Source organism: Pseudomonas sp. 2995-1 (assembly GCF_002742505.1).
Classification (GTDB): Bacteria; Pseudomonadota; Gammaproteobacteria; order Pseudomonadales; family Pseudomonadaceae; genus Aquipseudomonas; species Aquipseudomonas sivasensis.
In genome coordinates this window covers 477,588-503,884 of sequence record NZ_LJSA01000490.1, presented here as the reverse complement: position 1 = coordinate 503,884, position 26,297 = coordinate 477,588, and the positions used below count along the sequence as shown (strand labels likewise).

At 59.7% G+C, this 26,297-nt stretch carries 23 protein-coding genes and 1 pseudogene; 13 read left to right on the top strand and 11 right to left on the bottom strand.

Annotation, left to right across the window (positions count from 1 at the left end; translation table 11 throughout):
- The first annotated feature begins 40 nt into the window (after positions 1-40).
- Together AOA61_RS26875 and AOA61_RS32515 are read left to right on the top strand one after the other, a co-directional pair.
- Positions 41-946, top strand: coding sequence for a LysR family transcriptional regulator (locus tag AOA61_RS26875; protein WP_099603087.1), 906 nt, complete (start codon positions 41-43; stop codon positions 944-946).
- 498 nt (positions 947-1,444) lie between these two features.
- Positions 1,445-3,466: an FIST N-terminal domain-containing protein gene (locus tag AOA61_RS32515; RefSeq protein ID WP_099603086.1), complete on the top strand. Its 2,022-nt coding sequence runs from the start codon at positions 1,445-1,447 to the stop codon at positions 3,464-3,466.
- Between the two features lie 87 nt (positions 3,467-3,553).
- On the opposite strand, the gene AOA61_RS26865 is transcribed toward AOA61_RS32515, so the two are convergent.
- The 3 genes from AOA61_RS26865 to AOA61_RS26855 all read right to left on the bottom strand — a co-directional run bounded on the left by AOA61_RS26865 (position 3,554) and on the right by AOA61_RS26855 (position 7,687).
- On the bottom strand, positions 3,554-4,903 hold the full coding sequence (locus AOA61_RS26865) for a hypothetical protein (RefSeq protein ID WP_143521260.1): 1,350 nt from the start codon (positions 4,901-4,903) through the stop codon (positions 3,554-3,556).
- An 826-nt stretch (positions 4,904-5,729) separates the two neighbouring features.
- Positions 5,730-6,896, bottom strand: a complete 1,167-nt coding sequence (locus AOA61_RS26860; protein ID WP_143521259.1) for a hypothetical protein — start codon at positions 6,894-6,896, stop codon at positions 5,730-5,732.
- A 398-nt stretch (positions 6,897-7,294) separates the two neighbouring features.
- A complete protein-coding gene (locus AOA61_RS26855) occupies positions 7,295-7,687 on the bottom strand; it encodes a hypothetical protein (protein ID WP_099603083.1) in 393 nt (130 codons plus the stop codon).
- Positions 7,688-7,903: 216 nt separating this feature from the next.
- Between AOA61_RS26855 and AOA61_RS26850 the strand changes: the two genes are divergently transcribed.
- From AOA61_RS26850 to AOA61_RS26840, 3 genes are all read left to right on the top strand, one after another.
- On the top strand, positions 7,904-8,944 hold the full coding sequence (locus AOA61_RS26850; RefSeq protein ID WP_099603082.1) for an alpha/beta fold hydrolase: 1,041 nt from the start codon (positions 7,904-7,906) through the stop codon (positions 8,942-8,944).
- 189 nt (positions 8,945-9,133) lie between these two features.
- Complete coding sequence (locus tag AOA61_RS26845) at positions 9,134-10,360, top strand: MFS transporter (RefSeq protein WP_099603081.1); 1,227 nt, start codon at positions 9,134-9,136, stop codon at positions 10,358-10,360.
- 60 nt (positions 10,361-10,420) lie between these two features.
- Entirely contained in the window at positions 10,421-10,582 is a 162-nt protein-coding gene (locus AOA61_RS26840) for a DUF2986 domain-containing protein (protein ID WP_081797666.1), read from the top strand.
- A gap of 1 nt (position 10,583) precedes the next feature.
- Here AOA61_RS26840 and AOA61_RS26835 read toward each other — a convergent pair whose 3' ends face one another.
- Positions 10,584-11,795: a YeeE/YedE family protein gene (locus AOA61_RS26835; RefSeq protein WP_095185511.1), complete on the bottom strand. Its 1,212-nt coding sequence runs from the start codon at positions 11,793-11,795 to the stop codon at positions 10,584-10,586.
- A gap of 244 nt (positions 11,796-12,039) precedes the next feature.
- On the opposite strand from AOA61_RS26835, the gene AOA61_RS26830 reads away from it, so the two are divergent.
- From AOA61_RS26830 to AOA61_RS26815, 4 genes are all read left to right on the top strand, one after another.
- On the top strand, positions 12,040-13,257 hold the full coding sequence (locus AOA61_RS26830; RefSeq protein ID WP_032885918.1) for an MFS transporter: 1,218 nt from the start codon (positions 12,040-12,042) through the stop codon (positions 13,255-13,257).
- 76 nt (positions 13,258-13,333) lie between these two features.
- Positions 13,334-13,609 (top strand): metal/formaldehyde-sensitive transcriptional repressor, encoded by a 276-nt coding sequence (locus AOA61_RS26825; RefSeq protein WP_099603080.1) that lies wholly within the window; start codon positions 13,334-13,336, stop codon positions 13,607-13,609.
- Positions 13,606-14,529: a CDF family Co(II)/Ni(II) efflux transporter DmeF gene (dmeF, locus tag AOA61_RS26820; protein WP_099603079.1), complete on the top strand. Its 924-nt coding sequence runs from the start codon at positions 13,606-13,608 to the stop codon at positions 14,527-14,529. The genes AOA61_RS26825 and dmeF overlap by 4 nt, the downstream gene beginning before the upstream one ends.
- Positions 14,530-14,563: 34 nt before the next feature.
- Positions 14,564-14,743: a DUF1289 domain-containing protein gene (locus tag AOA61_RS26815; protein ID WP_032885921.1), complete on the top strand. Its 180-nt coding sequence runs from the start codon at positions 14,564-14,566 to the stop codon at positions 14,741-14,743.
- A gap of 9 nt (positions 14,744-14,752) precedes the next feature.
- On the opposite strand, the gene AOA61_RS26810 is transcribed toward AOA61_RS26815, so the two are convergent.
- The gene (locus AOA61_RS26810) at positions 14,753-15,550 is read right to left on the bottom strand and encodes a DNA/RNA non-specific endonuclease (protein WP_099603078.1); all 798 of its coding nucleotides are present in this window, start codon (positions 15,548-15,550) and stop codon (positions 14,753-14,755) included.
- Between the two features lie 156 nt (positions 15,551-15,706).
- Between AOA61_RS26810 and AOA61_RS26805 the strand changes: the two genes are divergently transcribed.
- Positions 15,707-16,768, top strand: a complete 1,062-nt coding sequence (locus AOA61_RS26805) for an SDR family oxidoreductase (protein WP_099603077.1) — start codon at positions 15,707-15,709, stop codon at positions 16,766-16,768.
- On the opposite strand, the gene AOA61_RS26800 is transcribed toward AOA61_RS26805, so the two are convergent.
- The 4 genes and pseudogenes from AOA61_RS26800 to AOA61_RS26785 all read right to left on the bottom strand — a co-directional run.
- Positions 16,765-17,781, bottom strand: coding sequence for a sensor histidine kinase KdpD (locus tag AOA61_RS26800; protein ID WP_032885924.1), 1,017 nt, complete (start codon positions 17,779-17,781; stop codon positions 16,765-16,767). The genes AOA61_RS26805 and AOA61_RS26800 overlap by 4 nt on opposite strands.
- Before the next feature lie 15 nt (positions 17,782-17,796).
- Positions 17,797-19,251 (bottom strand): ATPase domain-containing protein, encoded by a 1,455-nt coding sequence (locus AOA61_RS26795; RefSeq protein ID WP_032885925.1) that lies wholly within the window; start codon positions 19,249-19,251, stop codon positions 17,797-17,799.
- Complete coding sequence (locus AOA61_RS26790; RefSeq protein WP_095185506.1) at positions 19,248-19,682, bottom strand: hypothetical protein; 435 nt, start codon at positions 19,680-19,682, stop codon at positions 19,248-19,250. Before AOA61_RS26790 ends, AOA61_RS26795 begins: the two co-directional genes overlap by 4 nt.
- A 61-nt stretch (positions 19,683-19,743) precedes the next feature.
- Positions 19,744-19,974, bottom strand: a pseudogene (locus AOA61_RS26785) (MFS transporter); the annotation flags it as partial.
- Between the two features lie 214 nt (positions 19,975-20,188).
- Here AOA61_RS26785 and AOA61_RS26780 point away from each other — a divergent pair.
- From AOA61_RS26780 to AOA61_RS26770, 3 genes are all read left to right on the top strand, one after another.
- Positions 20,189-20,710, top strand: a complete 522-nt coding sequence (locus tag AOA61_RS26780) for a sigma-70 family RNA polymerase sigma factor (protein ID WP_099603076.1) — start codon at positions 20,189-20,191, stop codon at positions 20,708-20,710.
- Positions 20,707-21,657: a FecR family protein gene (locus AOA61_RS26775; protein ID WP_099603075.1), complete on the top strand. Its 951-nt coding sequence runs from the start codon at positions 20,707-20,709 to the stop codon at positions 21,655-21,657. The genes AOA61_RS26780 and AOA61_RS26775 overlap by 4 nt, the downstream gene beginning before the upstream one ends.
- A 75-nt stretch (positions 21,658-21,732) precedes the next feature.
- Entirely contained in the window at positions 21,733-24,144 is a 2,412-nt protein-coding gene (locus AOA61_RS26770) for a TonB-dependent siderophore receptor (RefSeq protein ID WP_099603074.1), read from the top strand.
- A gap of 81 nt (positions 24,145-24,225) precedes the next feature.
- Here the strand turns inward: AOA61_RS26770 and AOA61_RS26765 are convergent, their stop codons facing one another.
- Both AOA61_RS26765 and AOA61_RS26760 read right to left on the bottom strand, forming a co-directional pair.
- Entirely contained in the window at positions 24,226-25,281 is a 1,056-nt protein-coding gene (locus tag AOA61_RS26765) for a D-isomer specific 2-hydroxyacid dehydrogenase family protein (protein ID WP_099603073.1), read from the bottom strand.
- Between the two features lie 64 nt (positions 25,282-25,345).
- On the bottom strand, positions 25,346-26,242 hold the full coding sequence (locus AOA61_RS26760; protein WP_099603072.1) for a LysR family transcriptional regulator: 897 nt from the start codon (positions 26,240-26,242) through the stop codon (positions 25,346-25,348).
- Between the last annotated feature and the right edge of the window lie 55 nt (positions 26,243-26,297).

The following is a 26,297-nucleotide window of genomic DNA, read 5'->3' as shown; positions in this document are numbered from 1 at the left end:
AACACCCGCAATCCCCTTATTAGAGATATGCATAAACGTTATGGAGCCGAGCGAACAGGACCTCCCGCCACTTAAATCTTTGGTCGCCTTTGAGGCCACAATCCGCTTGGGTTCGATGACGGCCGCAGCTGTTGAATTGGGCACTACTCAACCGGCGATTTCTCAGCGGATTCGCACCTTGGAGGAGTCGCTTGGGTGTGTACTCTTCGAACGTAACGGTAAGCTGTTGCGACCCACCTATGAGGGTCAGCAGATTTATTCAGGCCTAGCATCCCCGGTGAGTGAAATTAAGGCAGCGGTCAAGCGCATGCGTCGCCATTTCAACAAGCAGAAACCTACCATCTCGATCGCTGCGAATTTTGGATTCTGCTATTTCTGGCTTATGCCGAAATTGCCTGCGCTCCAGGGCCAGTTCCCCCAGATCCAATTCAAGATTCGCCCAGTAAACCTTGACGATGATCCGATGCTTCAAGATGCCGATATCGCCATTCAGTTTGGATCCCTCGACGGTGACTTCCGATTTGAAAAGCTACTGATCCCCGAGACGGTATTCCCAGTATGCAGTCCAGACCTGGCTGAAAAACTGGGGCTACTGGAAGGTACGAAAATAAGCAGTATCGAGGATCTACCGCTGCTTCATAAGGACAGCGATGACTCCCGGTGGCTGGATTGGCATCACTGGTGCCTGCACGCGAAGATCACTCCGCCAGAGGAAGCGCCAGTTTTTTGCTTCAATAACTATCCGTTGCTGCTGACCGCTGCGCAGGAGGGTCAAGGTATCGCCTTGGGCTGGGCTGGGCTGATCGAAGAGCAGATCAAGGCGGGCAAATTGATCGCTCTCGGGCCTTCAGTAGACCGGCCTCACCGGGGTTACATTGTGAGATCGAACTATCACGAGACACTTCTGGTGAGGGATGTCCTTCAGTGGCTGATTGCGGCAAGCTGACCTTGAAGCCTGCGCCGTTGAATGTCCGCCAAATCCGTTTCCGCTGCTGAAAATCGTGCTGGCGAGGTATTAGATTAACTCGATGCCGATCCCGCCAGGGATCAGACTCGTCTATCTGGCGAGCATTCTCGCCTAAATAGGTGTCCGGTTTCATTAAACCAATACAGTAGATCTTTAGCCCGGCCGGCTTTCATCATCGCTTTAATCAACTTGATTTTTTCCACAGTTTCAACCGTTCCCGAGAGTGGTTTGTTGAGTTTTTTGATTGAAACCTGTCCATGATCTCTTTAGCAGATCACATCCATGAACGATACCTTATCCGCTCCCGAGGTGAACGACAGTCTGCTTTTGGCCGAAAGCTGCCTATCAGTAATAGGAAAACTCCCCACACCCGCGTCCATCCGTCGCATCCCCCACCCTCCAGTCCCCACCCAACCTGCCGATAACCCTACTAACCGCATGCCTACCCCTGCATCACCACTCGATCGAGTCCACCACATGAACCCACTCTCCCTTCTAAAAAAAGCCCGGGCCGATCGTCAAGGCACCGCCACGCTCATCAGCACTGCCAACGACCTGGACGCCGCCCTCACCGCCCTGCGCATCACCCCCACCCTGATCACCGGTTTTATCTCGCCGCATCTGGACATCGATCAGGTCGCCGCCAAGCTCAAACGCCGTTTCCCACAATCCACCATCAGCCTGTGCACCACTTCCGGCGAACTCTGCAATGCGCCCAATTCGCTGTATTGCGCCACCGGCGAGCGCTGGGATCGGGTGGTGTTGCAGCTGTTCGACGACAGTCTGATCGCCTCGGCCGAGGTGGTGATGGTGCCGCTGGAGTGTGAGGACATTCGTGGCGGCGGTAAGCGGTTGGGGATGCAGGAGCGCATTGCCAAGTTGGTGGGGCATATCAAGCGGGTGCAGGTGCGTACGCCGATCGATCATCGCGATACGTTGGCGTATGTGGTGTTCGATGGGTTGTCGGCGTCGGAGTCGTTTTTTATGGAGGCGCTGTATGAGTCGGGGCGGTTTCCGTGTTTGTTTGTAGGGGGATCGGCCGGGGGTAAGTCGGATTTCCAGAAGACGCTGATTCATGACGGCCAGCGCAGTTATCAGAATCATGCGCAGATTGTGTTTGTGAAGACGGCGGCGCAGGTGCGATTTGGGGTGTTCAAAAGCCAGAATTTCAAACCGGCGGATTTGACCTTCAGTGTGCTGACGGCCTCGGTGGAGGACCGCACGATTGACCAGGTGATCGACAGCGCCGGCAATATCAAGAGCATGGTGCAGGCGCTGTGTGATGCGTTTAATTGTGCGCCGCAGGCATTGGAGTCGAAGCTGGCGGATTATTCGTTTGCGATTCGGGTGGGCAGTGAGTTGTTTGTGCGGTCCATCGCGCGTATCGACTTCGAGCAGCAAATCGTGCAGTTGTTTTGCGACGTGGCGCCGGGCGAGGAGTTGGTGATGGTGCGGCGTACGCCGTTGCGTGAGGCGACGCGCCTGGACTATGAACAGTTCCTGCGTGGCAAGGGTGGCCAGCCGGTGGCGGGGATTTTGAATGACTGCATCTTGCGTCGGCTGAACAACGGCGCCGAGTTGGGCAGCATGGCGGGGACGTTTGGCGATGTGCCGTTGGCGGGATTCTCGACCTTTGGGGAAATTCTGGGGCTGAACCTGAACCAGACGCTGACCGCGATTTTCTTCTTCCGGGTGGCCAAGGGCGCAAGTTTCAGTGACGAGTATGTGGACAATTTCATCGCTCATTACGGCGAGTTCAAGGCGTTCTTCTTACGGCGTCAGGTGAAGAAACTGGCGGGATTGAACCATGTGGTGGTCAAGCAGATTGCTGCGTTCAAGAACAATGATTTCTCCAACACCCTGAACACCCGTGGGCTGGATAACAATATCCTGCCGGTATTCGAAGGCCTGGCGGACTTGGGCCAGGTGCTGGCCCAGGCCGAGCAACAGCAGGAAGAAATCGCGGCGCAGCTCAAGCATTACTCCGGTGAGTTGCACGCGTCGATGGATGACTTGGTCAGCACCATCGACCAGCAGAACAGCGTATCGGCCCAGGCCGGGGCCACGGTGGAGGGGTTGTCGAGCCAGGCGGATGTGGCGGTGGAAGGTGCGCGCACGCTGGCCGGGTCGAGTTTACGGATCCAGTCGATTGTGCAGGTAATCCAGCAGATCGCCGGGCAGACCAACTTGCTGGCGCTCAACGCGGCCATTGAAGCGGCGCGCGCGGGCGACTTGGGCCGGGGCTTTGCAGTGGTGGCGGACGAGGTGCGCAAGCTGGCGGAAATCACGCGTAAGAATGCGGCGGAAATTGGCGTGGATATTGACCTGCTGTCGAGTGAGATCCAGCGGGTAGCCCAGCAGATTGAAGACCAGTCCACCGGTGTAGGCGCGCTGCGAGAGATGCTGGACGCGTTGGAAGCGTCCAGCCGTGCGACCGAGGGCACGGCGCAGCGGACGAAGACGATTGCGGATACGTTGACGGGGTTGACGCACGCGTAGGCGTTATTGAAATCGTCAGCTTTGGAATCTCATTGAGGCATGAGGACTGTGCGGTGCCTTAGGGCATCGCTTATCAAGTCCTCATAATTATTGGTTTTTCATCAGCATGAAAAAATGGCCGGGCCAGACTCTTCGCATGGCGAACGCCTCACGGTCACCGGCAACAAAGTCCGCGAAGTAGCTTTTGGGCGATTGGCGGACAATGTCGTCCAAGATTGAGCGTTGTGACGTCTGACTGTCGAAAGAGGCGACCGGCTTGCTTATCCGGCCAGTGGTTTTGTCCAGTGTGTAGCCTTCTGCCTTGCCGTGTTCGGTGAGGGTCCAAACGCCGTTGACGTTATCCGTGAGTGCCTTGAAGGGCGGTAGCCTGACGTCCTTGTTGGTGGTTTGGACAATATGGTCCTCGTACCTGACTTTGTGGTAGGTGGCGAACTGGCTGGCGAGTGGGGGCTGATCAGCCCCTTCATTAGAGAATTTTTTTACCATCTTCTCCAGGAACGGTATGCCACCAATGTTTGTAAACGCACCTTGGGCCGGGTCCAGAATGTGTCGCAAGAAACCCTGGTCGATACGAGTGCTGTTGATCGCCGAACCCTCCAGGACGCTTGACGCGATTGCGGCGTCCTCTGGCTTGAAATCGAACGTCACCTGATACCCTTCCCCGTCATAGCGAACGTTACTCCCCCCGAATTGAAGGCCGTCGCTGTAATGACGATAGGTACCGAGTGCTATGGCCACGTGATCTACAAAACGCAGGTCAGCACCCTCCGCTGCGGCGTAAGCGTACATATCCGAGATCAAGGCACGATCCTCAGGGTTGAGGAAATCGGCGTGGTTTTGAGTGCCGTTATAGACGGTGGCAGGTGGCTTGGCGACCGGCGGTTCAACCCCCCCGTACAAACGCGAAATCAGGTGATCACGCCCATTTGCAGGTTGCAGTTTCGGGTTGGCAGCCATTGGGGTTGCGGTTGCTTGCAACTCTTCCCACGCTGAACGTCGCTCATTGAGCGTGAAGGCACCGCCAACGTCGCTAGCAATCAGGCTGAGCTGATCGCGCGCAAGCCCTTTGAAAGGGTTGCTGTCAGTGCCATCGACGAAGCCGTTGGCCTGCCGGGCCCGAGCCAGGAGTTCCGGGTTATCGGTATTGGGAAGCGCTGCACCGTGTTGTTTTTTGTTGGCAATGTAGTTATCGCCGGTAATCGAGTGGAACGGGTTTTCGCTCTCCGAGCCCGCGCGTTTTTCAGCACGCGCTGCCGCTTCGCTCAACTGGTGAGCCAGGATTGAGACGGTGCTGTTGGTAACTTCACCGTTCGAAGTTGACGCGGCAATGGGCTCTTCTTTATCTGACGAAACCGCAAACACGGGCTCGGCGTTGGAAGTACTACTTGTTGCCATACGATTAGTGGCTGACGACGCATGAAGATTAATAGATATCATGGATCACTCTTCCTAAATAGGAGGACAGCGCCGCTGCCACATCATTAATATCATTGTTTTCCATGTAAAAGAGCCAAAAAACCAAACGGACAAAATACTTTTCAGTTGATTAATAGCTATATTTTAATACGACTGAATCGACGCCAGCAGGACGCGTATAGCGAGGTGTGCCCCCGTATACATCATGATAGATTCTAACTCGCGAGCCATTACCAAACGAATGAGTGTTAAAATCCTGCACTGTGCCAGACGAACGCGGAGTGATTCTCCTGCAATCCTCTTGAGAGCTGAAGGGCCTTGAATAGCAAAGCCTCACATCCTCCCTGATGCTGTCAGGGTAAAACGTTGTACTCCATTGAATTTCCACTAACTGTTTGGGATCAATGAGCGTTCCTGGGGGAAAGTCCGAGCTAACAACACTGAAACTCGCAAACCCTACACCCGGATGAGTATCGGAATTGGATAACACCAACACGGGACTGGGGTCCCCATACTTTGAAATAGACCTTTCCTCCGCCCCGACCACCCCACTAGCCAATACCAGCAGAGCAGTAACAAGGGCACGCACAGGCTTGTTTGCATTTACGGAGCAACGAATCACTATCGAGCCACTCATAATCACCACCATCGCTTGAGGAGTTAATACGTAAGAGCCCAATGGATCCAGCGGTAAGAATCACACTTCTACCGTTGCACGATTCATTAACCGTAGAAACCCACGCACTTCCTAAAACAATGAAGGACAGCTCTGTAATACTAATAAGTAGGAATACGTAGGTATTTTCCTAATCCCGCATGCCCGCTATTTAATTTAGACTTTGTAAGGCTACTCAGGCGAGTCAAGCAGGCTGAACAGATTGTTCATCCAGATCGCTCGCTTGGCGGGCGGATCGTCGCTGTCGGCAAGGGCATCCATAAGGGAGCGACTCTGCGCGGAACCAACAGAGGTTTCCAGGATGAAGCCCTGCTGAGCTTCATCCTCTGGAGGCATTGTTGGTCGGTGCAGCTTGCCGGTAGCAGTGTCCAGCGTGTAGCCAGCGGACTTACCCAGTTCGGTCAAACTCCACACGCCATTAACGTTGGTGGCAACTACCTTTGAGGGCGGCAGTTTGGTGTCCGTGTTCGTCGTGACTAGGACGTTGTCCTTGTTTTCGATCCGGTTGAAGGTGGCGAATTCGCTGCCGAGCGCGGCTTGTGAAGCACCTTCAGCAGAGAACTTGAGCACCATCTGTTCAAGGAAGGGTATTCCGCCGATGTTGGAGAGAGATCCGTAGTCCGGGTTCAGAATATGCCTTAAGAAGCCTGGGTCGATACGGGTGCTGTTGATGGCCGAACCATTAAGAATGCGCGAGGCAATAGCCGCGTCCTGCTCCTTGAAGTGGAAGGTGATGCGATAACCCTCCGAGGTATAGCCATTGTTGTGGCTCAACTGCTGACCGCCGTCGCTGAGATGTCGATAATGGCCGAGCTGCCAGGCCAAGTCATCGACGAAGGCCAGATCAGCACCTTCAGCCTGCGCGTAAGCGTACATCTGCGAGATCACGGCACGATCATCGCTGTTGAGGAAATGATAAGAGCTCTGAGTTAGGTTGTAGGAAGTCAATGGTGGCTGGGCCACCGGCGGTTCGTAGTTGCCGAACACGCGAGCGACCATCAGAGCATGGCCGTCAATCGATGCCTGACTCGCGCTGCTCGCCTGGGCGGGTGCCGTAGATTCCATCTCTTGCCATGCGGCACGGCGTTCGTTGGTGGTGAATGCGCCGCTGTCGTCATGGGCGATCAGGATCAACTGATCACGTCCCAAGCCCTTGAAGGGGTTGCTGTCGGAACCGTTGATAAAGGCGGTTGCCTGTCGGGCGCGGGCCAGGAGCTCTGGAAGATCGGTGTCTGGGACCTCGGCGTCATGCTGCGCTTTATCCGTGAGGTAGCTGTCGCCGATGATCGAGTCCGGCGGATCGGCGGGTGCCTCTGCGGTGCGGGTGTCGGCGCGCACTGAGGCTTCGCTCAACTGACGAGCCAAAACCGATACGGTGTGGGGCGCACTATCAGTGTGTGTAGCGGTAGATGCACCAGCCGTGTCTGCCGTTGTCTGCATTGCTGGTGAGGTTGCGGCATTAACCGGACTGCTAGCCAAGCGATTGTTAGGCACTGAGGAATAAGCGTGGATAGTTGCCATGAGAATTCACCCTGTAAAGGCGGCTAAAATTTTACCAACTGCACGTTTTTTATTTATCAGAGCAGAGGTCACCGTAATAAGTGACCCTTGCACGGTATTACGAGTTAGTACCTATATCGAAAAGTCACTGTATCAACGCCAGCAGGACGACTGTAGGGTGGTGTGCCCCCTAAGACATAATGCTTGATGACAACACGTGATCCGTGATTGAAACTCTAGGCATTAAATTCATAGATAACGCCAGATGAGTTAGGAGCGATATCCACGCAATTGGGTTGAGAACTATAGGGGCGAAAGTAACAGAGTTCGACCTTTGAATTGGCACTTTCAGGGTAGTACGTTGTACGCCACGCGATCTCTAGTAACTCTTTCGGATCAGGCAAAGTACCACTGGGAAAGTCCAACGAATTCGCGTAGAAATTGGCTAATCCAACACCCTCATTGGACAAAACCAGCACAGGACTTGGCGTATCATCTTTAGTGAAAGATCGCTCTTCAGCCAACGCCAAACTAGCAGACACAAACAGCAAGAGCGCAAACAAAACGAGTATGAACTTACGAACATTCAAACCAAGCATTAAAGTCAACATCTCGATTGGAATTTTCATAACCCTCACCTTATTAATCAACGGTAGGAAGTACGGCACTACCGTCGCACGCTTTTTTAACCGAAGTAAGATAGCAACGTCCTAAATTCACGAAAGAGCAATCTGTAATACTAATAAGTAGGAATACGTCGGTAACGTCCTAGTCCCGCCTCCCCTCTACCAAAACCGCTTGTTTCAGGTCATGCTTCGCCGCTCATTTCAAGGACGATAACAACAATGAAAACCGCTCTACGCGCCCTGTTCCTGATTTGCCTCACCGCTCCCGCCTTCGCCGCCGAAAACCCCGTCGGTTTCAAGACCACCACCCTGCCCGATGCGCAAAACAACCGACCACTCGAACTGGTCGTCTGGTACCCCGCTACCACCACCACCCAACCCAAGCTGATCGCCGACAACGCAGTCTTCATCGGCGCCCTGGCCGTGCCCGATGCGCCACCGGCCAGCGGCGAACATCCACTGGTCGTGCTCTCCCACGGCTACGGTGGTAATTGGGGTAAACAGACATGGCTGGCCAGTGCGTTGGCCCATCAGGGCTATATCGTCGCGGCGGTCAATCACCCCGGCACCACCACCAAGGACCGCAGCCCGCAAGCCGCCGCGCAGTTATGGCAGCGCCCGGCGGACTTGAGCCGTGCTATCGATGCAGTGTTGGATCAGCCCACGCAATTCGGCGCGGTGGCGAACAAACAGATCGCCGCTGTAGGCCATTCCCTCGGCGGCTGGACCGTGCTGGAAATCGCCGGTGCACGCTTCGATCCTGACCTGTTCGTCAAGGAGTGCAGCACCTATCCCAAGCTGGGCGGTTGCATTGGCTACCACGAGATGAATCCCGCTGCCACGCCAGAGGGCAAGGCCAAGCTGGCCGCTGACTTGAGCGACAAACGCGTCACCGCCATTGTGTCGTTGGACTTGGGCCTGTCGCGCGGCTTTACCGACGCCAGCCTCGCCGCATTGCCGGTGCCGGCGCTGGTGATTGCGGGGGGTGTGCCAACGGAAGATATGGCGCCTGAATTGGAGTCCGCCGATATGGTCCGGCGGATGGCAAAAGCTTCGACGCAGTATGTGGAGATCGCCGACGCTACCCACTTCAGCTTTATGTCGATCTGCAAGCCGGGGGCGATTGCGTTGATTGAAGAGAGCTCGCCGGGGGATGGCATGATTTGCCGGGATGGCGAAGGCGCTCGGGCGCGGGGAGTGATTCAGCAGCAGGTTGTGGGGCTGATTACTGGGTTTTTGAGTCGGTCGTTTCGGAACTGATTAAGGCGGAACACTCAACTCAAAGTGGTATGGATGGGAGCGGCCCAAGGTCCTCACATCGATACCACTGATGATTACTATCGAACCGCTCGCCTATAGGCCGACCAACGGCCCTTCCTATAATCGCTTCCCACTTCTTCTTCCCATGCGCCTGGCCTCAGGCGACATCCCCCCTTGGAACCCAGCATCATGCCAAGCGCCCTCCAGGCCTCCAGCGGCCTTCCCGAACATAATCAACAAAGCGTCAAACAGCAGTGGCTGGCGATTCTCTCGGTCGCGGTAGGTGCTTTTGCCCTGGTGACCAGTGAATTCCTGCCGGTGGGCGTGCTCAACGATGTCGCCACCGACCTCGGTATCAGTGCCGGCCACGCGGGTTTGATGGTGACGCTGCCCGGCATCATGGCCGCCCTCGCTGCACCGTTTCTGTCGGTGAGCATTGGCGCGATGGACCGTCGCTATCTGCTGATCGGCCTGACGTTGATCATGATCATCGCCAACTCGGTCGTGGCCTTTGCCAGCGACTTCAACCTGCTGCTGTTCGGCCGTGTATTGCTGGGCATCAGCATCGGCGGTTTCTGGGCCACGGCCATTGCCCTGAGCGGTCGCCTGGCGCCCAAGGGTGTGGGCGTAGCGAAGGCGACTTCGATCATCATGATGGGCGTGACCCTGGCCACCGTACTCGGCGTGCCCGTCGGCACCTGGCTCAGTGGCCTGATGGGCTGGCGCATGACGTTCCTGGTGACCGCGCTGGTGGGCATTCCAGTGCTGTTGGCGCAGATGTTCCTGCTGCCAAGACTCACGCCGGAGAAGGCCATTCGCATCAGTGATCTGCCGGCTTTATTTATCAACCCACAAGCGCGGGTCGGCTTGATCGCGGTGTTGCTGATCGGGCTGGCGCACTTTGCGGCCTACACCTATGTCGCGCCGTTCTTCAAACACAGCTCTGGCTTCGACGGGCCGACCATTGGTTCGCTGTTGCTGCTGTATGGCGTCGCAGGCGTGATGGGCAATATTTTTGCCGGGTTCGCGGCTAACCGCAGCGTGCGCAATACCTTGCTGCTGGTGGCGTTGATGATCGGCACCAGCACCGCGCTGTTCCCGTATTTCGCCACCGGCATGACCGGCGCGGCGATGCTGATCGCGCTGTGGGGCTTTGCCTTTGGCGCCTTCCCGGCGTGCGCGAGTATCTGGATGTTTGTGGTGGCGCCCAAGGATGTCGAGCGCGGCATGCCGCTGTTCGTGGCGTTGTTCCAAGTGATCATTGCCCTGGGCTCGTTCTTTGGCGGGCAGATCGTCGACCAGATGGGCAGCGCGGTGCTGTTGAGCCTGGCCACAGCGCTGGTAGGTTGCGGTTTTGTGACGGTGCTGGTGTTGGGACGCAGGGTCAGCAACAGCTTGGCGGCGCAGCCTTGCTAGCCATTGGCTGCGATTTTTAAGCTGGTATCATCCGGGCACGTTTAACCCAGGTAGACACCCATGAATCGCCAGAAAAAACTGCAGCAGCTGTTCAAGGCCAAGGCCAAAAAGGCCAGCGCCAAATTGGCGCCCAAATCCAAGGACAGATACATCAGCAAAGCAGAGCGGGAAAAGCTGGCGGCTGAAGCGGATCAGGCGCCAAGCGTTTCCCCGCAAGACTGACTCAGCAGCCGCTCAGCGCCACCTGACGGCGCTCGCCCACAAAGAAAAACGGCCGCAGGCGCACGCCTACGCTGTTACCGATAAACGCCGCCACCAGCCACACCCAGCCATGCAGGCTGCCCGAGGCGATGCCGCTGAAGTACGCGCCGATGTTGCAGCCGTACGCCAGGCGCGAACCGTAACCGAGCAGCAGGCCGCCGATCACCGCAGCGATCAGGGAGCGGGCCGGGATCTTCAGGCTGGGGGCGAAACGCCCAGCCAGGCCGGCGGCCAACAGCGCACCAAGGACGATGCCGATGTCCATGACGCTGGTGATGTCCTCCCACACCGGCGCCGCCAGGGCCTTGGCATTGCCCGGCATCTGCCAGAACGCCCAAGCGCTTACGTCCACACCCAAACCACTCGCCACCTTGGCGCCCCACAGGGCGAACGCCGAAGTGATGCCCCACGGCCGCCCGGCCAGTGCGAGGGTGGCGTAGTTGAGCAACGCCAAACCAATCGCGCCCCACACCAATGGCCATGGCCCACGCAGGAAGCGGCGCAAGCCCTGATGTTCGCTGGTCACGCCCTCTTCAAGCTGGCCGTGGCGGCGCTTCTCCAGACGCACGGTGACGGCCGCGATGAGCGCAAACATCGCCAGGCTGGCGAGCAATGCGGGCACTACGCCGAAGCTCTTGACGATGGACACCGCCGGGAACGCCGGCAACGCAAACCACCAGTCCACATGGTGTGTGGCGATCAGCGAGCCGCAGATAAAGAACAACAACGTCACCAGCATCCGCGCATTACCGCCGCCCACGGTGAACAGCGTGCCCGAGGCACACCCGCCACCCAACTGCATGCCGATGCCGAAAATAAACGCACCAAACACCACCGACACCCCGGCCGGCGCCACCAGCCCGACCACTGGCTGCCCGAACAACGTGCCCGCCCCCAGCGCCGGGAAAAACAGCAGCACTGCCAGCGCGAGCATCACCATCTGCGCCCGCAAGCCAGCGCCACGGCGCTCATTGATGAACACGCGCCAAGCGGAGGTGAAGCCGAAGGCAGCGTGGTAAAGGGTCAAGCCTAGTGCGGCGCCGACCACCAGCAACAGCACCTGGCGCGAACCGACGCTGTTTTGCAGGAACAAGGCGCCCAGCACCAGGATGACAAAGGCCACCAACGGCGCGACTGGCTTGCGCGCGGGGGTGATAGGGAGAGAGGTGCTCATGGGGTATCTCGGTTTGTTTGAAGGGGGGATTTCGAACGGGCGAGTATAGCCTGTGGGAGTTGTGGAGCTTTAGCTAGGCTGCGATATCGGAGTGTCAGGCAACGTAGAGGTTGGCAATGCCGCCGCTATCGCAGCCTCGCCAGGGCTCGACAACTCCCACATTGACCGTCACTGTGGCTGAGTACTGCGCCGGCAGCGCCTGTTCAAATCACCTCGTCCTGTTTGAGGAGTCACGAATACCGCTATGAGCTTCCTAGGTACCTTCCGCTCCCTGCGCAGCCCCAACTACCGCATCTGGGCCGCCGGGGCGTTGGTCTCTAATGTCGGCACCTGGATGCAGCGCACCGCGCAGGACTGGCTGGTGCTGACCCAGTTGACCCCGCACAACGCTGCGGCGGTTGGCATCGTGATGTCGTTGCAGTTCGGGCCGCAGTTGCTGTTGCTGCCATGGACCGGCTTTGCCGCCGACCACTACGACCAGCGCAAATTACTGATGGTCACTCAGGCGCTCATGGGTCTGCTGGCACTGACGCTGGGGGTGTTCACCGTCACTGGGTTTGTCGAACTGTGGCACGTGTATGTGTTCGCGTTTTTGTCCGGCTGCGCGTCGGCGTTCGATGCGCCGGTGCGGCAGGTTTTCGTCGCGGAACTGGTGGCCGAGAAGGATTTGTCCAACGCCATCGCACTCAATTCCACGTCGTTCAATATGGCGCGCATGATCGGCCCGGCCGTGGCGGGCCTGACCATCGCCTCGGTGGGCACCGGCTGGGCATTCCTGCTCAATGGCAGCAGTTTCTTTGCGGTGCTGGTTTCGCTTTTTTTCCTACGGGTGTCGGGACAGCACGCCAAGGTGCGGGCACTGCGTACCAAGGGCAGCCTGACCGAGGGCCTGCGCTATGTGTGGGCACGGCCGGACTTGAAGGCGATCCTGCTGATGTTGTTTCTGATCGGCACCTTCGGCATGAACTTCCCGATTTTTATCTCGACCATGGCGGTAACTGCGTTCCATACCGATGCGCGCGCCTTTGGCCTGCTTTCCTCGACGCTGGCCATCGGCACCATTGCCGGCGCCCTGCTGGCCGCCGGACGCGAGCGGCCACAGTTCAAGTCGTTGCTCAACGGTGCGGCGATCTTCGGCATTGGCTGCACGCTGGCGGCCCTGGCGCCGAACTATTGGTTGTTCGCCGTGGCGCTGGTGATCATCGGCGTCGGTGCCATGACCTTCAGCAACACCACCAACAGCCTGATGCAACTCACCACCGAACCCGCCATGCGCGGCCGAGTGATTGCCCTGCGCGTCGGCGTGGCCTTGGGCGGCACACCGATCGGTGCGCCTATCGTCGGCTGGGTCGCGGACCACCTGGGCCCGCGCTGGGCACTGGGTGTCGGCGCGTTGTCGGGCATCCTGGCAGTGGGTGTGGCGGTCTACACCCTGCGGCATCGGTTGGATCGGCCCAAGTAACCCTCGCTTCGGCGTCCTTGTATAGGGGGGTGGGGTATGACACCATCCGCCCCACTATAGGTAGGGGGGGTATATCGTGAGCCATATCACAGCCAACAAAGACAGCCTGATAAAACGGGTTAAACGCATCGCCGGGCAGATTCAGGCGGTGGAGAAAGCCCTGGAGTCGGACGCTGACTGCGCCAAGACCCTGCACTTGGTGGCCGCTACGCGCGGCGCCATCAACGGCTTGATGGAAGAGATCATCGAAGAGCACGCCAGGGCGCACGTGGCGGATCCCTCCCTCAGCGAGGAAGAACGCAACAAAGGTGTCGAAGAACTGCTCGAAGCCATCCGGCGTTACGCCAAATGACGCTCATGACAAACCACGCCCACGAGCATGTGTTCCTCGGTGCTGCCCACGAAGAGAACGCCAGGCGCACCCTGTGGGTGGTGCTGCTGACAGTAGTGATGATGGTGGCGGAAATTGCAGCCGGCTACGTCACCGGCTCCATGGCCTTGCTGGCTGATGGTTTTCATATGGCGACCCATGCCGGTGCCTTGGGCATTGCCGCCGCAGCCTATGCCTATGCCAAACGCCACGCGCGCAGCCCGCGCTACAGCTTCGGCACCGGCAAAGTGGGCGACCTGGGTGGCTTCGCCTCGGCGCTGATCCTGGCGCTGGTGGCCCTGGGCATTGGCGTCGAGTCGGTGATCCGCTTGCTTGAACCCACCGCGGTGCAGTTCGGTACCGCGACCCTGATTGCCATCGTGGGCCTGGTGGTGAACATCGTCAGTGCGCTGTTGCTGGGGCACGGCCACAGCCACGGGCATGACCACAACCACGAGCATGACCACGAGCATCATCACCACAGCAACGACAACAACCTGAAATCCGCCTATGTGCATGTGCTCGCCGATGCGCTGACCTCCGTCCTCGCCATTGCGGCGCTATTGGCCGGGCGCTACCTGGGCTGGGTGTGGCTGGACCCGGTGATGGGTATCGTCGGCGCCATCGTGATTGCGCGTTGGGCCTGGAGCCTGATGGGCGTAACCGCCGGCGTGCTGCTGGATCAAACCGATGAGCACGTCGCCGCCGAAATCCGCGAGCGGGTCGAGCAACCCGGCGACGCCAGGATTACCGACCTGCACGTGTGGCGCGTCGGCCCCGACGCCCACGCGGCGATTGTGAGCGTGGTCGGCCAGGCGAGCACGGATGCCGACAGCATTCGCGAGCGCCTCAAGCCGGTGCATGAAGTGAGCCACCTCACCGTTGAGTTTCGTTTGGCGTGAGTGCGCCCCCTTTACCCCATCTCCAGGTGACCTCTTGGCTAAAGACATCGAAAACCCCTGCGTCTCCACCTGTCAGCTCAGCGGCGACCTGTGCGTCAGCTGTGGACGCAGCAAGGACGACATCCGCAAGTGGAAACGCATGAAACGCCCCGAGAAAATGGCCGCGGTGCAACGTGCAACCCAACGCTTGAAGGCGTTGAAAAAGGCTAAGTAAGCCGCGTATTCAGGAGCGCCCAATCGACCCCGACACCGGAAGATTACCCAGCAGTTTGAGCCCGGTGCTTTTCACGAAGGTGTCGTAGTCCATCGGCTTCTGGATGCGCGTTTCAGCGTTGGGCAGCACGTAGGCCCAGGCGCGCTGGCTGGAGGCGTCGTACACCAGCTTGAACAGGCGCGTCGGCACCCAGACCTTGTTGTCGCCGATGGTGCTGTAACCCTGGTCAAACAGCGGCCCGGTAAACACATACACATCGCCGCCGGCGCGCTTGGCAAACTTGCGCACGTCCGCCTCAACCTTGCTCCAGATCTTGCGGTTGTTGGTGGGGTCTTGGGGCACCATGTTCGACAGCGCAAACGACTGCGCCATGGCGCGGGCGTTGGGAGCATCGGCGGCCGGAGCCTGGTGGCCGCGGTCAACGGCCGGGGGCTGGCTGCGGTAGTCGCTCAGCTCCGCGCGGCCGCCTTTTGGAATGCGCGGGTCGGCATAGAACTGGTTGGTGCGCTCCTCGCCTTTGGCATCTTTCAACTGCGCAGCGTTCAGGCGTTCGACCACCACCAACGGGGTCTTGCTGGTCTGTGAGTAGAGCACCGCAAACGTCTCGGAACACAGTGCCAGGGGTTTCATCGACGCCGGAACGGTGGCTGTCTTAATTGGGGCGGCGGCAGGGAAGAGATCGGCACAGCCATCGAATGAGGCGCGTTGTTCGGTGGGGGTGTAGGGGTTTACCAGACTGCGGGCATCTACAGCGGTAGAAAACAAAACAAGGGCCGACAGCCCGACAGCGATAGTGCGTAGGTACATGCTTTAAATCTTATGGTGAGGGTAACGGAGAAGCGCGAATGTTCGTGCGGGGCTTATGGACCCTGATTCGTCTGTTTGGTGCCGCGAGACTCACGGATAAGGTTGAACCTCTCCTACACGCAGGGGCTCAGAAGCCTACATCCTCGGGAGAATTTTATGACCCAGACAGCACTCGTCGTAGGCGCCAGCGGCATCGTTGGCAGCGCTATCACCCAGCTACTGCTTGAACAACAATGGCAGGTCGCCGCGCTGTCCCGCCAGCCATCACAGGTGCCGGGCGTGATTCCAGTCGCCGCCGACTTGCAGGACCCGGCATCGCTGCAACAGGCCTTGGCCGATCTGAAACCCACCCACGTATTCATCACCACTTGGTCGCGCCAGGCCACCGAAGCCGAGAACATCCGCGTCAACGCCGCCATGGTGCGCAACGTGCTGGATGCCGTGCGCCCCGCCGGCAGCGTGCAGCATGTGGCCTTGGTCACCGGCTTGAAGCACTACCTCGGGCCGTTCGAAAACTATGGCAAGGGCAGCCTGCCGCAAACCCCGTTCCGCGAGGAGCAAGGCCGCCTGGATGTGGAGAACTTCTATTACGCCCAGGAAGACGAAGTGTTCGCCGCCGCCAAAAAGGACGGCTTCACCTGGAGCGTGCATCGCCCGCACACAGTCACCGGCGTAGCCGTGGGCAATGCGATGAACATGGCGACCACCCTCGCCGTCTACGCCAGTGTCTGCAAACACACTGGGCGCCCATTTGTATTCCCAGGTTCCCGCGTGCAATGGGACAGCCTCACCGACATGACCGATGCGCGGCAATTGGCACAACAACAGCTGTGGGCCGCCACCACGCCGGCGGCGGCCAACCAGGCGTTCAACATCACTAACGGCGACGTGTTCCGATGGAAATGGATGTGGGGGCAGATTGCCGATTATTTTGGCCTTGTACCCGCAGACTTCCCGGCCAAGCCCTCGCCGCTTGAGAGCCAGATGGCCGACGATCAGGCCGCCTGGAGCCAGCTCGCTGCGGAGCATGGGCTGAAGGAAACGGACATCAGCCGCCTCGCCTCGCCCTGGCACACCGATGCCGACTTGGGGCGCCCGATCGAGGTGGTCACGGACATGTCCAAGAGCCGGAAGATGGGGTTCACCGCCTACCAGGCGAGCGACCAGGCATTTTTCGAGGTGTTCGATAAGTTGCGCGAAGCACGGTTGATCCCTTAACGCACCAGGGGCAGCGTCACCACAAATTCGCTGCCCTTGCCATGCCCATCACTCATCCCCGTCACCTTACCGCCGTGGGCTTCGACCAATTCACGCACTACCGTCAAGCCAATGCCCAGGCCCGTCACGTTGAAGCCGATGGCGTGTGTGTCTTGCACGTACGGGTCAAAAATGAACGGCAGTGCCTTGGCGGTAACACCGATGCCATTGTCGGCAATACTGATCCGCAGCACTTTAGCGGTCACGGTGGCCGTCATGCTGATGGTGCCGCCTACGGGCGTGTACTTGGCCGCGTTGGCCAGCAGGTTGTGCAAAATCTGCGCGAGTCGGCCCGGGTCGCCGTTGACGATCAGAGCAGCGTCAGGCAGCTCGACATCAAACTGTTGCTTTCGCGCAATCATCACCGGGCTACAGGCATCAACGGCGGCATTCAGAATACGCAGCATGTCCACTTCACTGCAGTTGATACGCAGCTTGCCGGTGCTGGCGCGCGAGACATCCAGCAAGTCGTCGACCAGTTGGGAAATATGCTGGACTTGGCCCTCGATCAACTCGCGCATGCGCGGCAGTTGATCACTGGGCAGCCGTACCATTCGCTCGGCAATCAGCTTGATGGGGGTCAGCGGATTACGCAGTTCATGGGCGACCATCGCAAGGATGCCTTTCTGCTGGTCCAACGCTCGCTCCGCTGTCGCCTGCAGGTCCTGGGCGCCGAGCGCTGCGATGACCAGTTGCGCGTTGGCCTCACGCAGTTCCTGAAACAGTTGCTCTTCCATGCCCGGCTTGGCGACCGGTACGGATTGGGCCAGGAGTATGGCGAGCACCAACTGCTGGTTGGCCTCGATCAACTGCTCGACGTGCTGGGAATCCTCCAGGCGACTGTTGGCGTCACTCAGTTGCTGCTGCAATGCGGCCAGTACCGCTCGGGCTTCAACGGTTTTCTGGCCGAGCAGGAAGAGTTCGTGGGCAGCATTGGCTGCTTCACGCTCGTCCTCTCCAGCGCGTTTACTCATGGGTCAACTCAGACATTATCGTTCCTTAATTGGCTGGCTAGTCGGACGACCACCGAGCAGCCCTTCCTGGTCAGCGAGCATCTCGCCGATCTGCAGGCCATCGTCATTGATGTGATATTGGCGCAGCTCATCGCTGTGGGCACTGGCACGCACCTTGACCACGGCCATGATGCGCAACAGGCGGCTGCGCACTTCGATGTAGCGCTGCACGATGATCGCATCGGTCAGGAACGCCGTGCCGTAGGGGCTGAAGCGCAGATCGGTGTAGCGGTCTTCCAGCTCCGAGGTCATCAATACACTGACCCCGGCGCGGGTCAACGCGGTGACCATGCGTGACAGCGACTCGCGGAAGTCCGCACGAAAGGTCGGCGCCAGGGCCAGCTCAAAGCCCGACAGCGAATCGATGACCACCCGCGTGGCGTTCAATCGGCTGATCTCGCTCAGCAACAGTTGGACGATTTCGTCGATGGACAAATCCGGCGCCCGGCTGTCCACCAGGCTGACCCTTCCGCTTTGGATCAGGTCTGCCAGGGTAGCGTTTTGCGAGCGGTTGGGCCGTTGCTCGAACACCGCGATAACGCCGGTTTCGCCATTGCGCGCACCCTCGGCCAGAAAGGTCGCCGCCAGGATGCTCTTACCCGACCCAGAAGGCCCCGCCACCAGCAGCGAATAGCCGCGAGGCAAACCGCCGCCAAGCATTTCGTCGAGGCGTGGCACGCCCATTTTCAAGCGCTGCATCGGCAGCGTCATCGGTATCTCGACCGGGTTGAGCGGCGCAGGTGCGAACACATTGATGCCGGAACTGGCGATGCGGAAGGTATGCAAACCCGGCAAAGTCGGTTGGCCGCGCATCTTCATGACTTCCATCTTGCGCACCATGGAATTGCGCTCAACACTCTGGCGCAGCCAGATCAACCCGTCAGCTACGGTGAATATCGGGTTGGTGTCGGTTTCGGTGAAATACTCACCAATCAGGAAGGTGGTCGCCTGCCAAGTGGTCATCAACATGCCCAGTTGTTGAACGAACTGCGGCAGGTTGTTGTTGGGGTTGTGCTGAGTCTGGCTGGCCAGCACCACCGAACGAAAGGAATCGACAAACACCAGCGACGGTGAATGCGCCTCCACTTCGCTGACGATGCGCCGGAGCACTTCATCCAGGTCACCTGCCAGCGTGTCGTCAGCCAGGTTGATGTAGCGAATCGAATGGTTGATCGCATCGTTGTCGAAAAAGTCGAACTGCTGCTGATAACGCAACATCTTCAACGGCGGCTCACCCAAGACAGTGAAAAACAGCGCGGGCCGCTCAGGTGTCGCTAGGGCAAACATCATCTGATGCGCCAGCGTGGTCTTGCCGCAGCCGGGAGGGCCGGCGATCAGGTTGAACGAAAACTCCGGCAAACCTCCGCCCAGCACCTCGTCCAGCCCTGGCACGCCGGTAGCCAGGCGGTTGATAGTTACTTTGGTGCTCATGGCGAATTTTCCTGCGAAGGGGTGTCGCTCAAAGAAGGTTCCCACACGTCGCGCAGCAAACGGGCGGTCAGCGAAGGCCCGATCAGCGTGGTCAGCAGCGTGTAAAAGGTGATCAGCAGCCCTTCACCGAAAAGCAGGGCATCCGCTTCACTTTGCTCAACCAGCACGGATTTGAGGCCGAGCAGATCCGGCGCCGCCTGCGCACGTTCAAACGTGCTGGCCAGGTGGGGATGAATGGAGGCGCTCAGGTGGATGCTGCGGCGTGTCAACGCAACAACGCCCTGCTGGCCGATGATCGGCGTCAGTGCGGCATCCATGCCTTGCAGTATCGACACGATCACTTCGGCGATACGCGCGGTATCAGCGCTGGGACCAACACGGTGCGCCAGAGAAGCTACGATCCGGCGGCTCTCTTCGCTTAGCGTGGACATGACGGGCTTATATCCGATGAATTGAGACCCAGCGTACACCCTATGGCGCTCGACCGAAGGTTTATTGAGTCGCTGTCTCAACACCAGCCCTTCGCCCCGGCCTGAAACCATGGGCACGCGCCGCCCAGACAATTGCCAGCGCCACGCCGATCAACACGAGCATCGCCCACGCAAACGAGGCCACGCCCCAGGTATCCAGCAGCACACCGCCCACCACACCACTCCCGGCGATTGCGCTGTTCCACGCCACCACGTTCAGCGACAACGCCACATCCGCCCCCTCGCCCGCCGCGATCAGCCAACTTCTGATGACCTGGGATATCGCCGCCTCGACGGTGCCGCGCCGTAGCAATCCGTCGAAATAACCGGCTTGCTTGGGCTGGATTCCCCATCGGTTAGTCAGCCCAGGCGATATAAATTCAGCAGGCCATGCTGGCCACGCTTGCTTTCGCTGATGGCACACCGCTAATCTTGCGAATAATTCTTATCCGCAGACGTATGCTCCCATGTCGGCACGCCACCTTCCCTTGAACCACGCCGTCCATGCGCTCTACACCGAGCACCATGGCTGGTTGTTCGGCTGGCTGCGCAAAAAGCTGGGCTGCCCCCATAACGCCGCGGATCTTTCCCACGATACGTTTGTGCGAATCCTCACCTCCCGCGACGCCCTCGGTGGCATGCACGAGCCCCGGGCGTTTCTCACCACAACGGCGCGCCACCTGATCATCGACCGCGCACGCCGGCGTCATCTGGAAGACACCTACCTGCGGGAATTGGCGCTGACCGTCGAGATGATGGAGCAGTGCCAGCAGTCGCCGGAACAGATCCTCGTCACCTTGGAGGCACTGGAACAGATTGCCTTCGTCCTCGACGGCCTGACCCTGAATGCGCGGCAGGCGTTCCTGCTGTACTTCCTCGAAGGTTTGCGCCAAAGCGAGATCGCCAGCCGTCTGGGAATTTCCGAGCGCATGGTGCGCAAGCACTTGATGAACGCGCTGATGCACTGCAACCACTCGCTGGACGTATGAGCGCCGACCTCGACCAGCAGGCCGCCAACTGGGTGATCCGTCTGAATGAAGGCAACCTCAGCGAGCGCGAGCAACAGCAATTCGAACGCTGGAAGGCCGCCGACCCACGGCACGTGGCCGCGTTTGAACGCTTGCAGGGTTTTGTCGGGCGTTTGCAGGCGTTGCGCCCGCAACAGGCGCCGGTGCAGGCCGCGCTGGAGGCCGCCCGGGTACGTCGGCGCAACCCGGCCGGCCGCGTGCTGCTAGGCGTGCTGCTGGCGTTGCCGGTGGCCCTGGCGCTGCGAACTTACCCGCCCAGTTACTGGCTGGCCGACCAGCGCACCGCCCGGGCGCAATGGCAGCAGGTCAATCTGGAAGACGGCTCGCAATTGACCCTCGGCGGCAACAGCGCCGTCGACCTGACCTTCAACGGCCAGCAGCGCCAGGTGCGCTTACTGCGCGGCGAAATCCTCGTGCAAGTGGCCCACGATGCGACGCGGCCGTTTACGGTGGTGACCGACGACGGCCAGATGCGCGCCCTCGGCACGCGCTTCACGGTCAAGCGCGAAGCACCGGGTACGCTGCTGAGCATGCTCGAATCGACCGTCGCCGCCACCGACGCCAGCCAGCATGACGCTGTGCAGGTGAGCGCCGGCGAACAGGCACGCATCACCCCGGACGCGGTCACGCTGCTGGGCAGGATCGACCCGCGCGCCACGGAGGACGCCTGGAAACACCATCAATTGGTGGTGCAGGACCGGCCGTTGCCGGAGGTGCTCGATGAACTCGCGCGCCAGTACGGCGGCCATGTGCAGTTCGATCGCCAGCAGTTGGCCGACCTGCGCGTGTCCGCTGTGTTGCCGCTGGATAACCCGCGGCGCGCCTTGCAATTGATTGCCGACGGCCTGCCGGTGCGTATCCGCGCGTTCAGCCCGTTGTGGTTGCAGGTCGATCGCCTGGAAAAATAGTTTCGCCTGCCGGGTTCCGCTTTTCACACCTGCCCCGTCAAGGAAGAAAGCACCTTAATAACAGGAATTTCTTCCATGCCACGCCACCTCAAGCGTTCTCCCTTACCCCTCGCCCTGGCGATCAACCTGGTCAGCCTGGCTGCGCTGAGCTTAGGCGTGTGCAGCCCGGTGGCGGCGAAGGAGGCGGCGCGTTATGCCATCGCCGCCGGGCCACTGGGACCTGCGCTGAACCTGTTCGCCCAGCAGGCCCATGTGGCGCTGCTGTTCGACAGCACAACCGTCGCAGGCCTGAACACCAGCGGCCTGCAGGGCGACTTCCCGGTGGCCCAGGGTTTTGCCCAGTTGCTGCGCGGCAGCGGCTTGCAGGCGATGCAAGGCGCCAATGGCTACGTGCTGGTGCCGATCAACACTACAGGTTCCTTGGAACTGGGGCCCACGTCGATCACCGGGCGGATCGAAGAAAGCAGCACCGATCACGTCCAGGGCTATGTGGCTACGCGCAACCTCAGCGCCACCAAGACCGACACGCCGATCATCGAAACCCCGCAATCGCTGTCGGTGGTCACCAGCGACGAGATCCGCGACCGCCAATCGGAAACTCTGTCGCAGACCCTCGACCTGACCCCGGGCTTCACCAGCCAGCCCACCAGTTTCAACCGCACCTCGGACCGCTTCCGCATTCGCGGCTTCGATGTGGAATCGGCCACCGGCGGCTCCCTGCGCGACGGCCTGCGCTTGCAGAACAACTCCTACGACGGCGTGCAGGAACCCTATGGCCTGGAACGGGCGGAAGTGATTCGCGGCGCGGCGTCGGTGCTGTATGGCCAACTGTCGCCGGGCGGCCTGATCAATACCGTGAGCAAGCGCGCCAGCCAGACGCCCTACCACGAGATTAACCTGCAAGCCGGGCAGAACGACCGCAAGCAACTGTCCGCCGACTTCACAGGCCCGTTGGGCGACAGCGACACCTTGAGCTACCGCCTGACCCTGCTCGATCGCAAGAGCGACACCGCCGCCGACCACATCAACAACGACAAGATCTATGTGGCCCCGGCCCTGACTTGGCAACCAGACGACGACACCTCGCTGACCCTGCTGTCGTTCTACCAGAAGACCGAAACGGGCTTCTCCGCGCCGCTGCCCTATCAGTTAACCAAAGGCGTCGGCGAAGGCCGGTTCCAGATCGGCCGCCACGACTTTATCGGCGAGCCGGACTACGACGAAATGAACGGCGAGATGTCGGCGCTCGGCTATGAGTTCGAACACCGCTTCGATGAACACACGCGTATCAGCAACAAGCTGCGTTACTACCAGTCGGATGTGACGTGGCGTTACCTGCAAGTCAACATCGCCGGCGCCAACATCGGCACCGCGCAAACCACCGGCCTGCTGCGGCGCCAATACAGCGACCGCCAGGAACGCTCGCGGGGCCTGGCCAGCGACACCAATATCGAGAGCAAATGGCAGTTCGGCGACTGGCAGCACACCTTCCTGCTGGGCTTCGATGGTTACGACACCAGCTATGACTCGCACAACTTCCGTGGTACCGCACAGCCGTTGAACCTGGCGACCTACCAATATGGCCAGCCGGTGGTAGTGAATCGCAACCCGGCCACGGACCGTGGCTCGCAGATCGACACCCTGCAAAAAGGCATCTACTTCCAGGACCAGATCAAATTCGACGAACGTTGGATTCTGCTGTTGGGCGGCCGCCATGACTGGGCCAACCAGGACACCGAACTGTTCCGCAATTCGGCCAAGAGCAGCAAGCGCGATGAAGCTACCACCTGGCGCGCGGGGCTGGTGTACAAGGCCGACAACGGCCTGGCGCCTTACATCAGCTACAGCGAATCGTTCTTCCCGGTGGCCGGCACCGACAAGGCGGGACAAAGCTTTGTGCCCACCGAAGGCAAGCAGTATGAAATCGGTATCCGCTATCAACCCGAAGGCAGCGCCACGCTGCTGAGTGCAGCGGTGTACCAGTTGGAACAGCGAAACGTGCTGAGCCAGGACCGCACCGACCTCAATTTCTCGGTACAGGTCGGCGAAGTGCGTTCCCGTGGTTTCGAGCTTGAAGCCAAGACCGAAGTCACCCCCAACCTCAGCCTGATCTCGTCCTACGCCTACATCGACGCACGCATCACCAAAAGCGATATCGCCAGTGAAATCGGCCAACGCAGCGAAGATACGCCCTACCACCAGGCCGCCCTCTGGGCCGATTACCGCCTGGCGGCGCTCGGCATCCCGCAACTGCGCATCGGCGGCGGCGCCCGCTACAAAGGCACCACCCAGGCTTCCGGCGTGCCGTCATCGATGCCTGCCTATACCCTGTACGACGCCCGCGCCAGCTACGAGATCGACCCGCATTGGGAAGTCGCGCTGAACGCCAATAACGTCACCAACAAGCGCTACACCTATTGCGAATTCGCGATTTGCCGGTATGGCGATGAGCGACAGTTGGTCAGTTCGTTGACGTATCGCTGGTAATGCTCACCGGCACCGGCTCGGCAATGGTCAGCAGCACCAGCAAGCTGGCGAACGAGCCGATGGCCATGAACAGGTCCGTGGTTAACCTGCGCCCGCAGCCAGGCTGAGTGCGTGGATCTTGTCGACAATCTGCCGTGAAGCCTTACGGATCGCCGTCGTCGTGTTGCCTGCGATATGCGGTGTCAGTTGGGCATTGCTGATGCCTGCCAGTGGCGAATCAAAACGGTCTTTTTCGTGGACAAAGGTATCGATGGCAACCGCTTTGATATGCCTGGGAAACGCGGTCATGAAGCTTGCCAACTGGGCTTCGTCGACGATGCCGCCGCGAGCGGTATTGATCAGTATCGAGCCTTGGCGCATCAGCCTGAACTGGGCAAGGCCGAACAGGCCTTGGGTGAGCGGTGTCAGCGGTACGTGGATAGAAACCACGTCGGCCTCGCCCAGCAATTGTTCTAGGGTTTGCCGTCGCTCAAGCCCAAGGCTACGCGCGACCTGCTGCGTAAAACGCTCTGAACCGCTGGCGATGACATTGATACCGAGCGATCCCGCTTTGCGTGCGACGGCTTGGGCAATGCTACCGGTGCCCACCACCCCCAGCGTGAGTTCGCCGAATTCGAGGCCGGGCGCCAAGGTGCCCTTGGACCAGCGGCCGTTGTGCGTTTCGGCGTTGTAGTGGTCCAGGTCCCTGGATAAAAACAACGCCTGGGCGACGACGTATTCGGCGACCGCCGACGCGTTGGAGCCCGGCGTGTTGAGTACGGTCACGCCACACCGCTCAGCCTCTTGCCGGTCGATATGGTTAACGCCTGTACCCGCTTGGGCGATGGCGCGCAGCGGCGTTGGCAGGGCCGATGATGCCGCGGCGCGGATCAGTTCGCTCTCAATGGGAATATTCAGGCGCGTCTTCAACACGCTATACCCCCCGGCCTGAGTCACGGCGTCGATAAAAGCTTGCCGGTCGTGGCCATTGATCTCGGTGTACCGGATGCGCTCGCCATAGTGCTCACGGATACTGTGTTTATCCGTGAAATAGTAGAGATTCAGGGTGACGATCAGGCCCAACTCAAGGAATCGGTCGACTTCCTCGAACAGCAACGGCGGGCCGGGAGCATCCAGTATCAGGGTGGTGAATGCCATACCTGTGAGCCTCTTTAAAGGGTGTTCAACCGCACCGACACACTAGCACCGCGCCACACTGGTTCTAAAACAGTAACCGCGAAAAATCACAGCAGGCCTGCGCCAGCCGCGCCACGTCCTGGTTCAAGCCGAATTGACGGTCCACCCGGTGCAATGCCACGTACTGGATACTCGGCAACTCCGGCTGCGTGACCAGCGCGCGTAATGCGCCGTGCTCGATCAGGTGCGACAAACACGCCTTGGGCAAATAACTCACGCCGATCCCCGACAGCGCCAACCCCACCTGCACCAGCAGGTTATGGCTGGTGAGCGTGCGCGGCATCTGCACGTTGTGCGCGGCCAGCCAACGCTCGTAGATCAAGCCGGTGCCCGACTGCGAACCCTGGGTCAGGACGGTGTAATCGGCCAGCACTTCCAGGCTTACGGGGTCTGGATGGGGGATCAGGCCCGGCGCGCAGATCCAGGCGTTTTCGACGCTTTGCAGCGCGGTGCTATGGAAGCGCGGGTCGCTGTAAACGTCCGGCACAATCACCAGGTCGAGTTGGTCGCTTTCCAGCTTGCGAAACAGTTCGCTGCTCAGTTCCACCGACGGTTCGATCTGCACTTTGGGGTAGGCCTGGCGCAGCGCTTCCACCAACGCCGGCAGCCAGGTCAATGCGGTGAGTTCGGTGACGCCGAGACGAAAACGGCGCACCAGCACTTCGCGGGCGCTGACCCGTTCGAGCAGTTGGTCGCGACTGCTGAGCAGGTCGCGGGCGTAGTCGAGCAGCTCACCACCCTTCTCCGTCAGCCGGGCGTTGCGCTTGCTGCGGTCGAAAATCTCGACGTCGAAGGTGTCTTCCAACTCCTGGATGCGCTTGGAGATGGCCGACTGAGACATGTTCAGCTTGTTCGCCGCCGCTTCAAAGCTGCCGAGTTCGGCAATCCAATACAGCGCATCGATTTGCTTGAAGGTGATCATGGCGACCAATTCATGAGAAAAAGCGATGCTATCACATCATAAAATATCGCTAAAA

Coding starts and splice junctions, on each gene's coding strand:
- AOA61_RS26835 (WP_095185511.1), bottom strand. CDS start 11,795: ATGAGCACCTCTCTCCCTATCACCCCCGCGCGCAAGCCAGTCGCGCCG.
- AOA61_RS26830 (WP_032885918.1), top strand. CDS start 12,040: ATGAGCTTCCTAGGTACCTTCCGCTCCCTGCGCAGCCCCAACTACCGC.
- AOA61_RS26865 (WP_143521260.1), bottom strand. CDS start 4,903: ATGATATCTATTAATCTTCATGCGTCGTCAGCCACTAATCGTATGGCA.
- AOA61_RS26775 (WP_099603075.1), top strand. CDS start 20,707: ATGAGCGCCGACCTCGACCAGCAGGCCGCCAACTGGGTGATCCGTCTG.
- AOA61_RS26845 (WP_099603081.1), top strand. CDS start 9,134: ATGCCAAGCGCCCTCCAGGCCTCCAGCGGCCTTCCCGAACATAATCAA.
- AOA61_RS26765 (WP_099603073.1), bottom strand. CDS start 25,281: ATGGCATTCACCACCCTGATACTGGATGCTCCCGGCCCGCCGTTGCTG.
- AOA61_RS26810 (WP_099603078.1), bottom strand. CDS start 15,550: ATGTACCTACGCACTATCGCTGTCGGGCTGTCGGCCCTTGTTTTGTTT.
- AOA61_RS26780 (WP_099603076.1), top strand. CDS start 20,189: ATGTCGGCACGCCACCTTCCCTTGAACCACGCCGTCCATGCGCTCTAC.
- AOA61_RS26850 (WP_099603082.1), top strand. CDS start 7,904: ATGAAAACCGCTCTACGCGCCCTGTTCCTGATTTGCCTCACCGCTCCC.
- AOA61_RS26855 (WP_099603083.1), bottom strand. CDS start 7,687: ATGAAAATTCCAATCGAGATGTTGACTTTAATGCTTGGTTTGAATGTT.
- AOA61_RS26770 (WP_099603074.1), top strand. CDS start 21,733: ATGCCACGCCACCTCAAGCGTTCTCCCTTACCCCTCGCCCTGGCGATC.
- AOA61_RS26795 (WP_032885925.1), bottom strand. CDS start 19,251: ATGAGCACCAAAGTAACTATCAACCGCCTGGCTACCGGCGTGCCAGGG.
- AOA61_RS26875 (WP_099603087.1), top strand. CDS start 41: ATGGAGCCGAGCGAACAGGACCTCCCGCCACTTAAATCTTTGGTCGCC.
- AOA61_RS26790 (WP_095185506.1), bottom strand. CDS start 19,682: ATGTCCACGCTAAGCGAAGAGAGCCGCCGGATCGTAGCTTCTCTGGCG.
- dmeF (WP_099603079.1), top strand. CDS start 13,606: ATGACGCTCATGACAAACCACGCCCACGAGCATGTGTTCCTCGGTGCT.
- AOA61_RS26805 (WP_099603077.1), top strand. CDS start 15,707: ATGACCCAGACAGCACTCGTCGTAGGCGCCAGCGGCATCGTTGGCAGC.
- AOA61_RS26800 (WP_032885924.1), bottom strand. CDS start 17,781: ATGAGTAAACGCGCTGGAGAGGACGAGCGTGAAGCAGCCAATGCTGCC.
- AOA61_RS26840 (WP_081797666.1), top strand. CDS start 10,421: ATGAATCGCCAGAAAAAACTGCAGCAGCTGTTCAAGGCCAAGGCCAAA.
- AOA61_RS32515 (WP_099603086.1), top strand. CDS start 1,445: ATGAACCCACTCTCCCTTCTAAAAAAAGCCCGGGCCGATCGTCAAGGC.
- AOA61_RS26760 (WP_099603072.1), bottom strand. CDS start 26,242: ATGATCACCTTCAAGCAAATCGATGCGCTGTATTGGATTGCCGAACTC.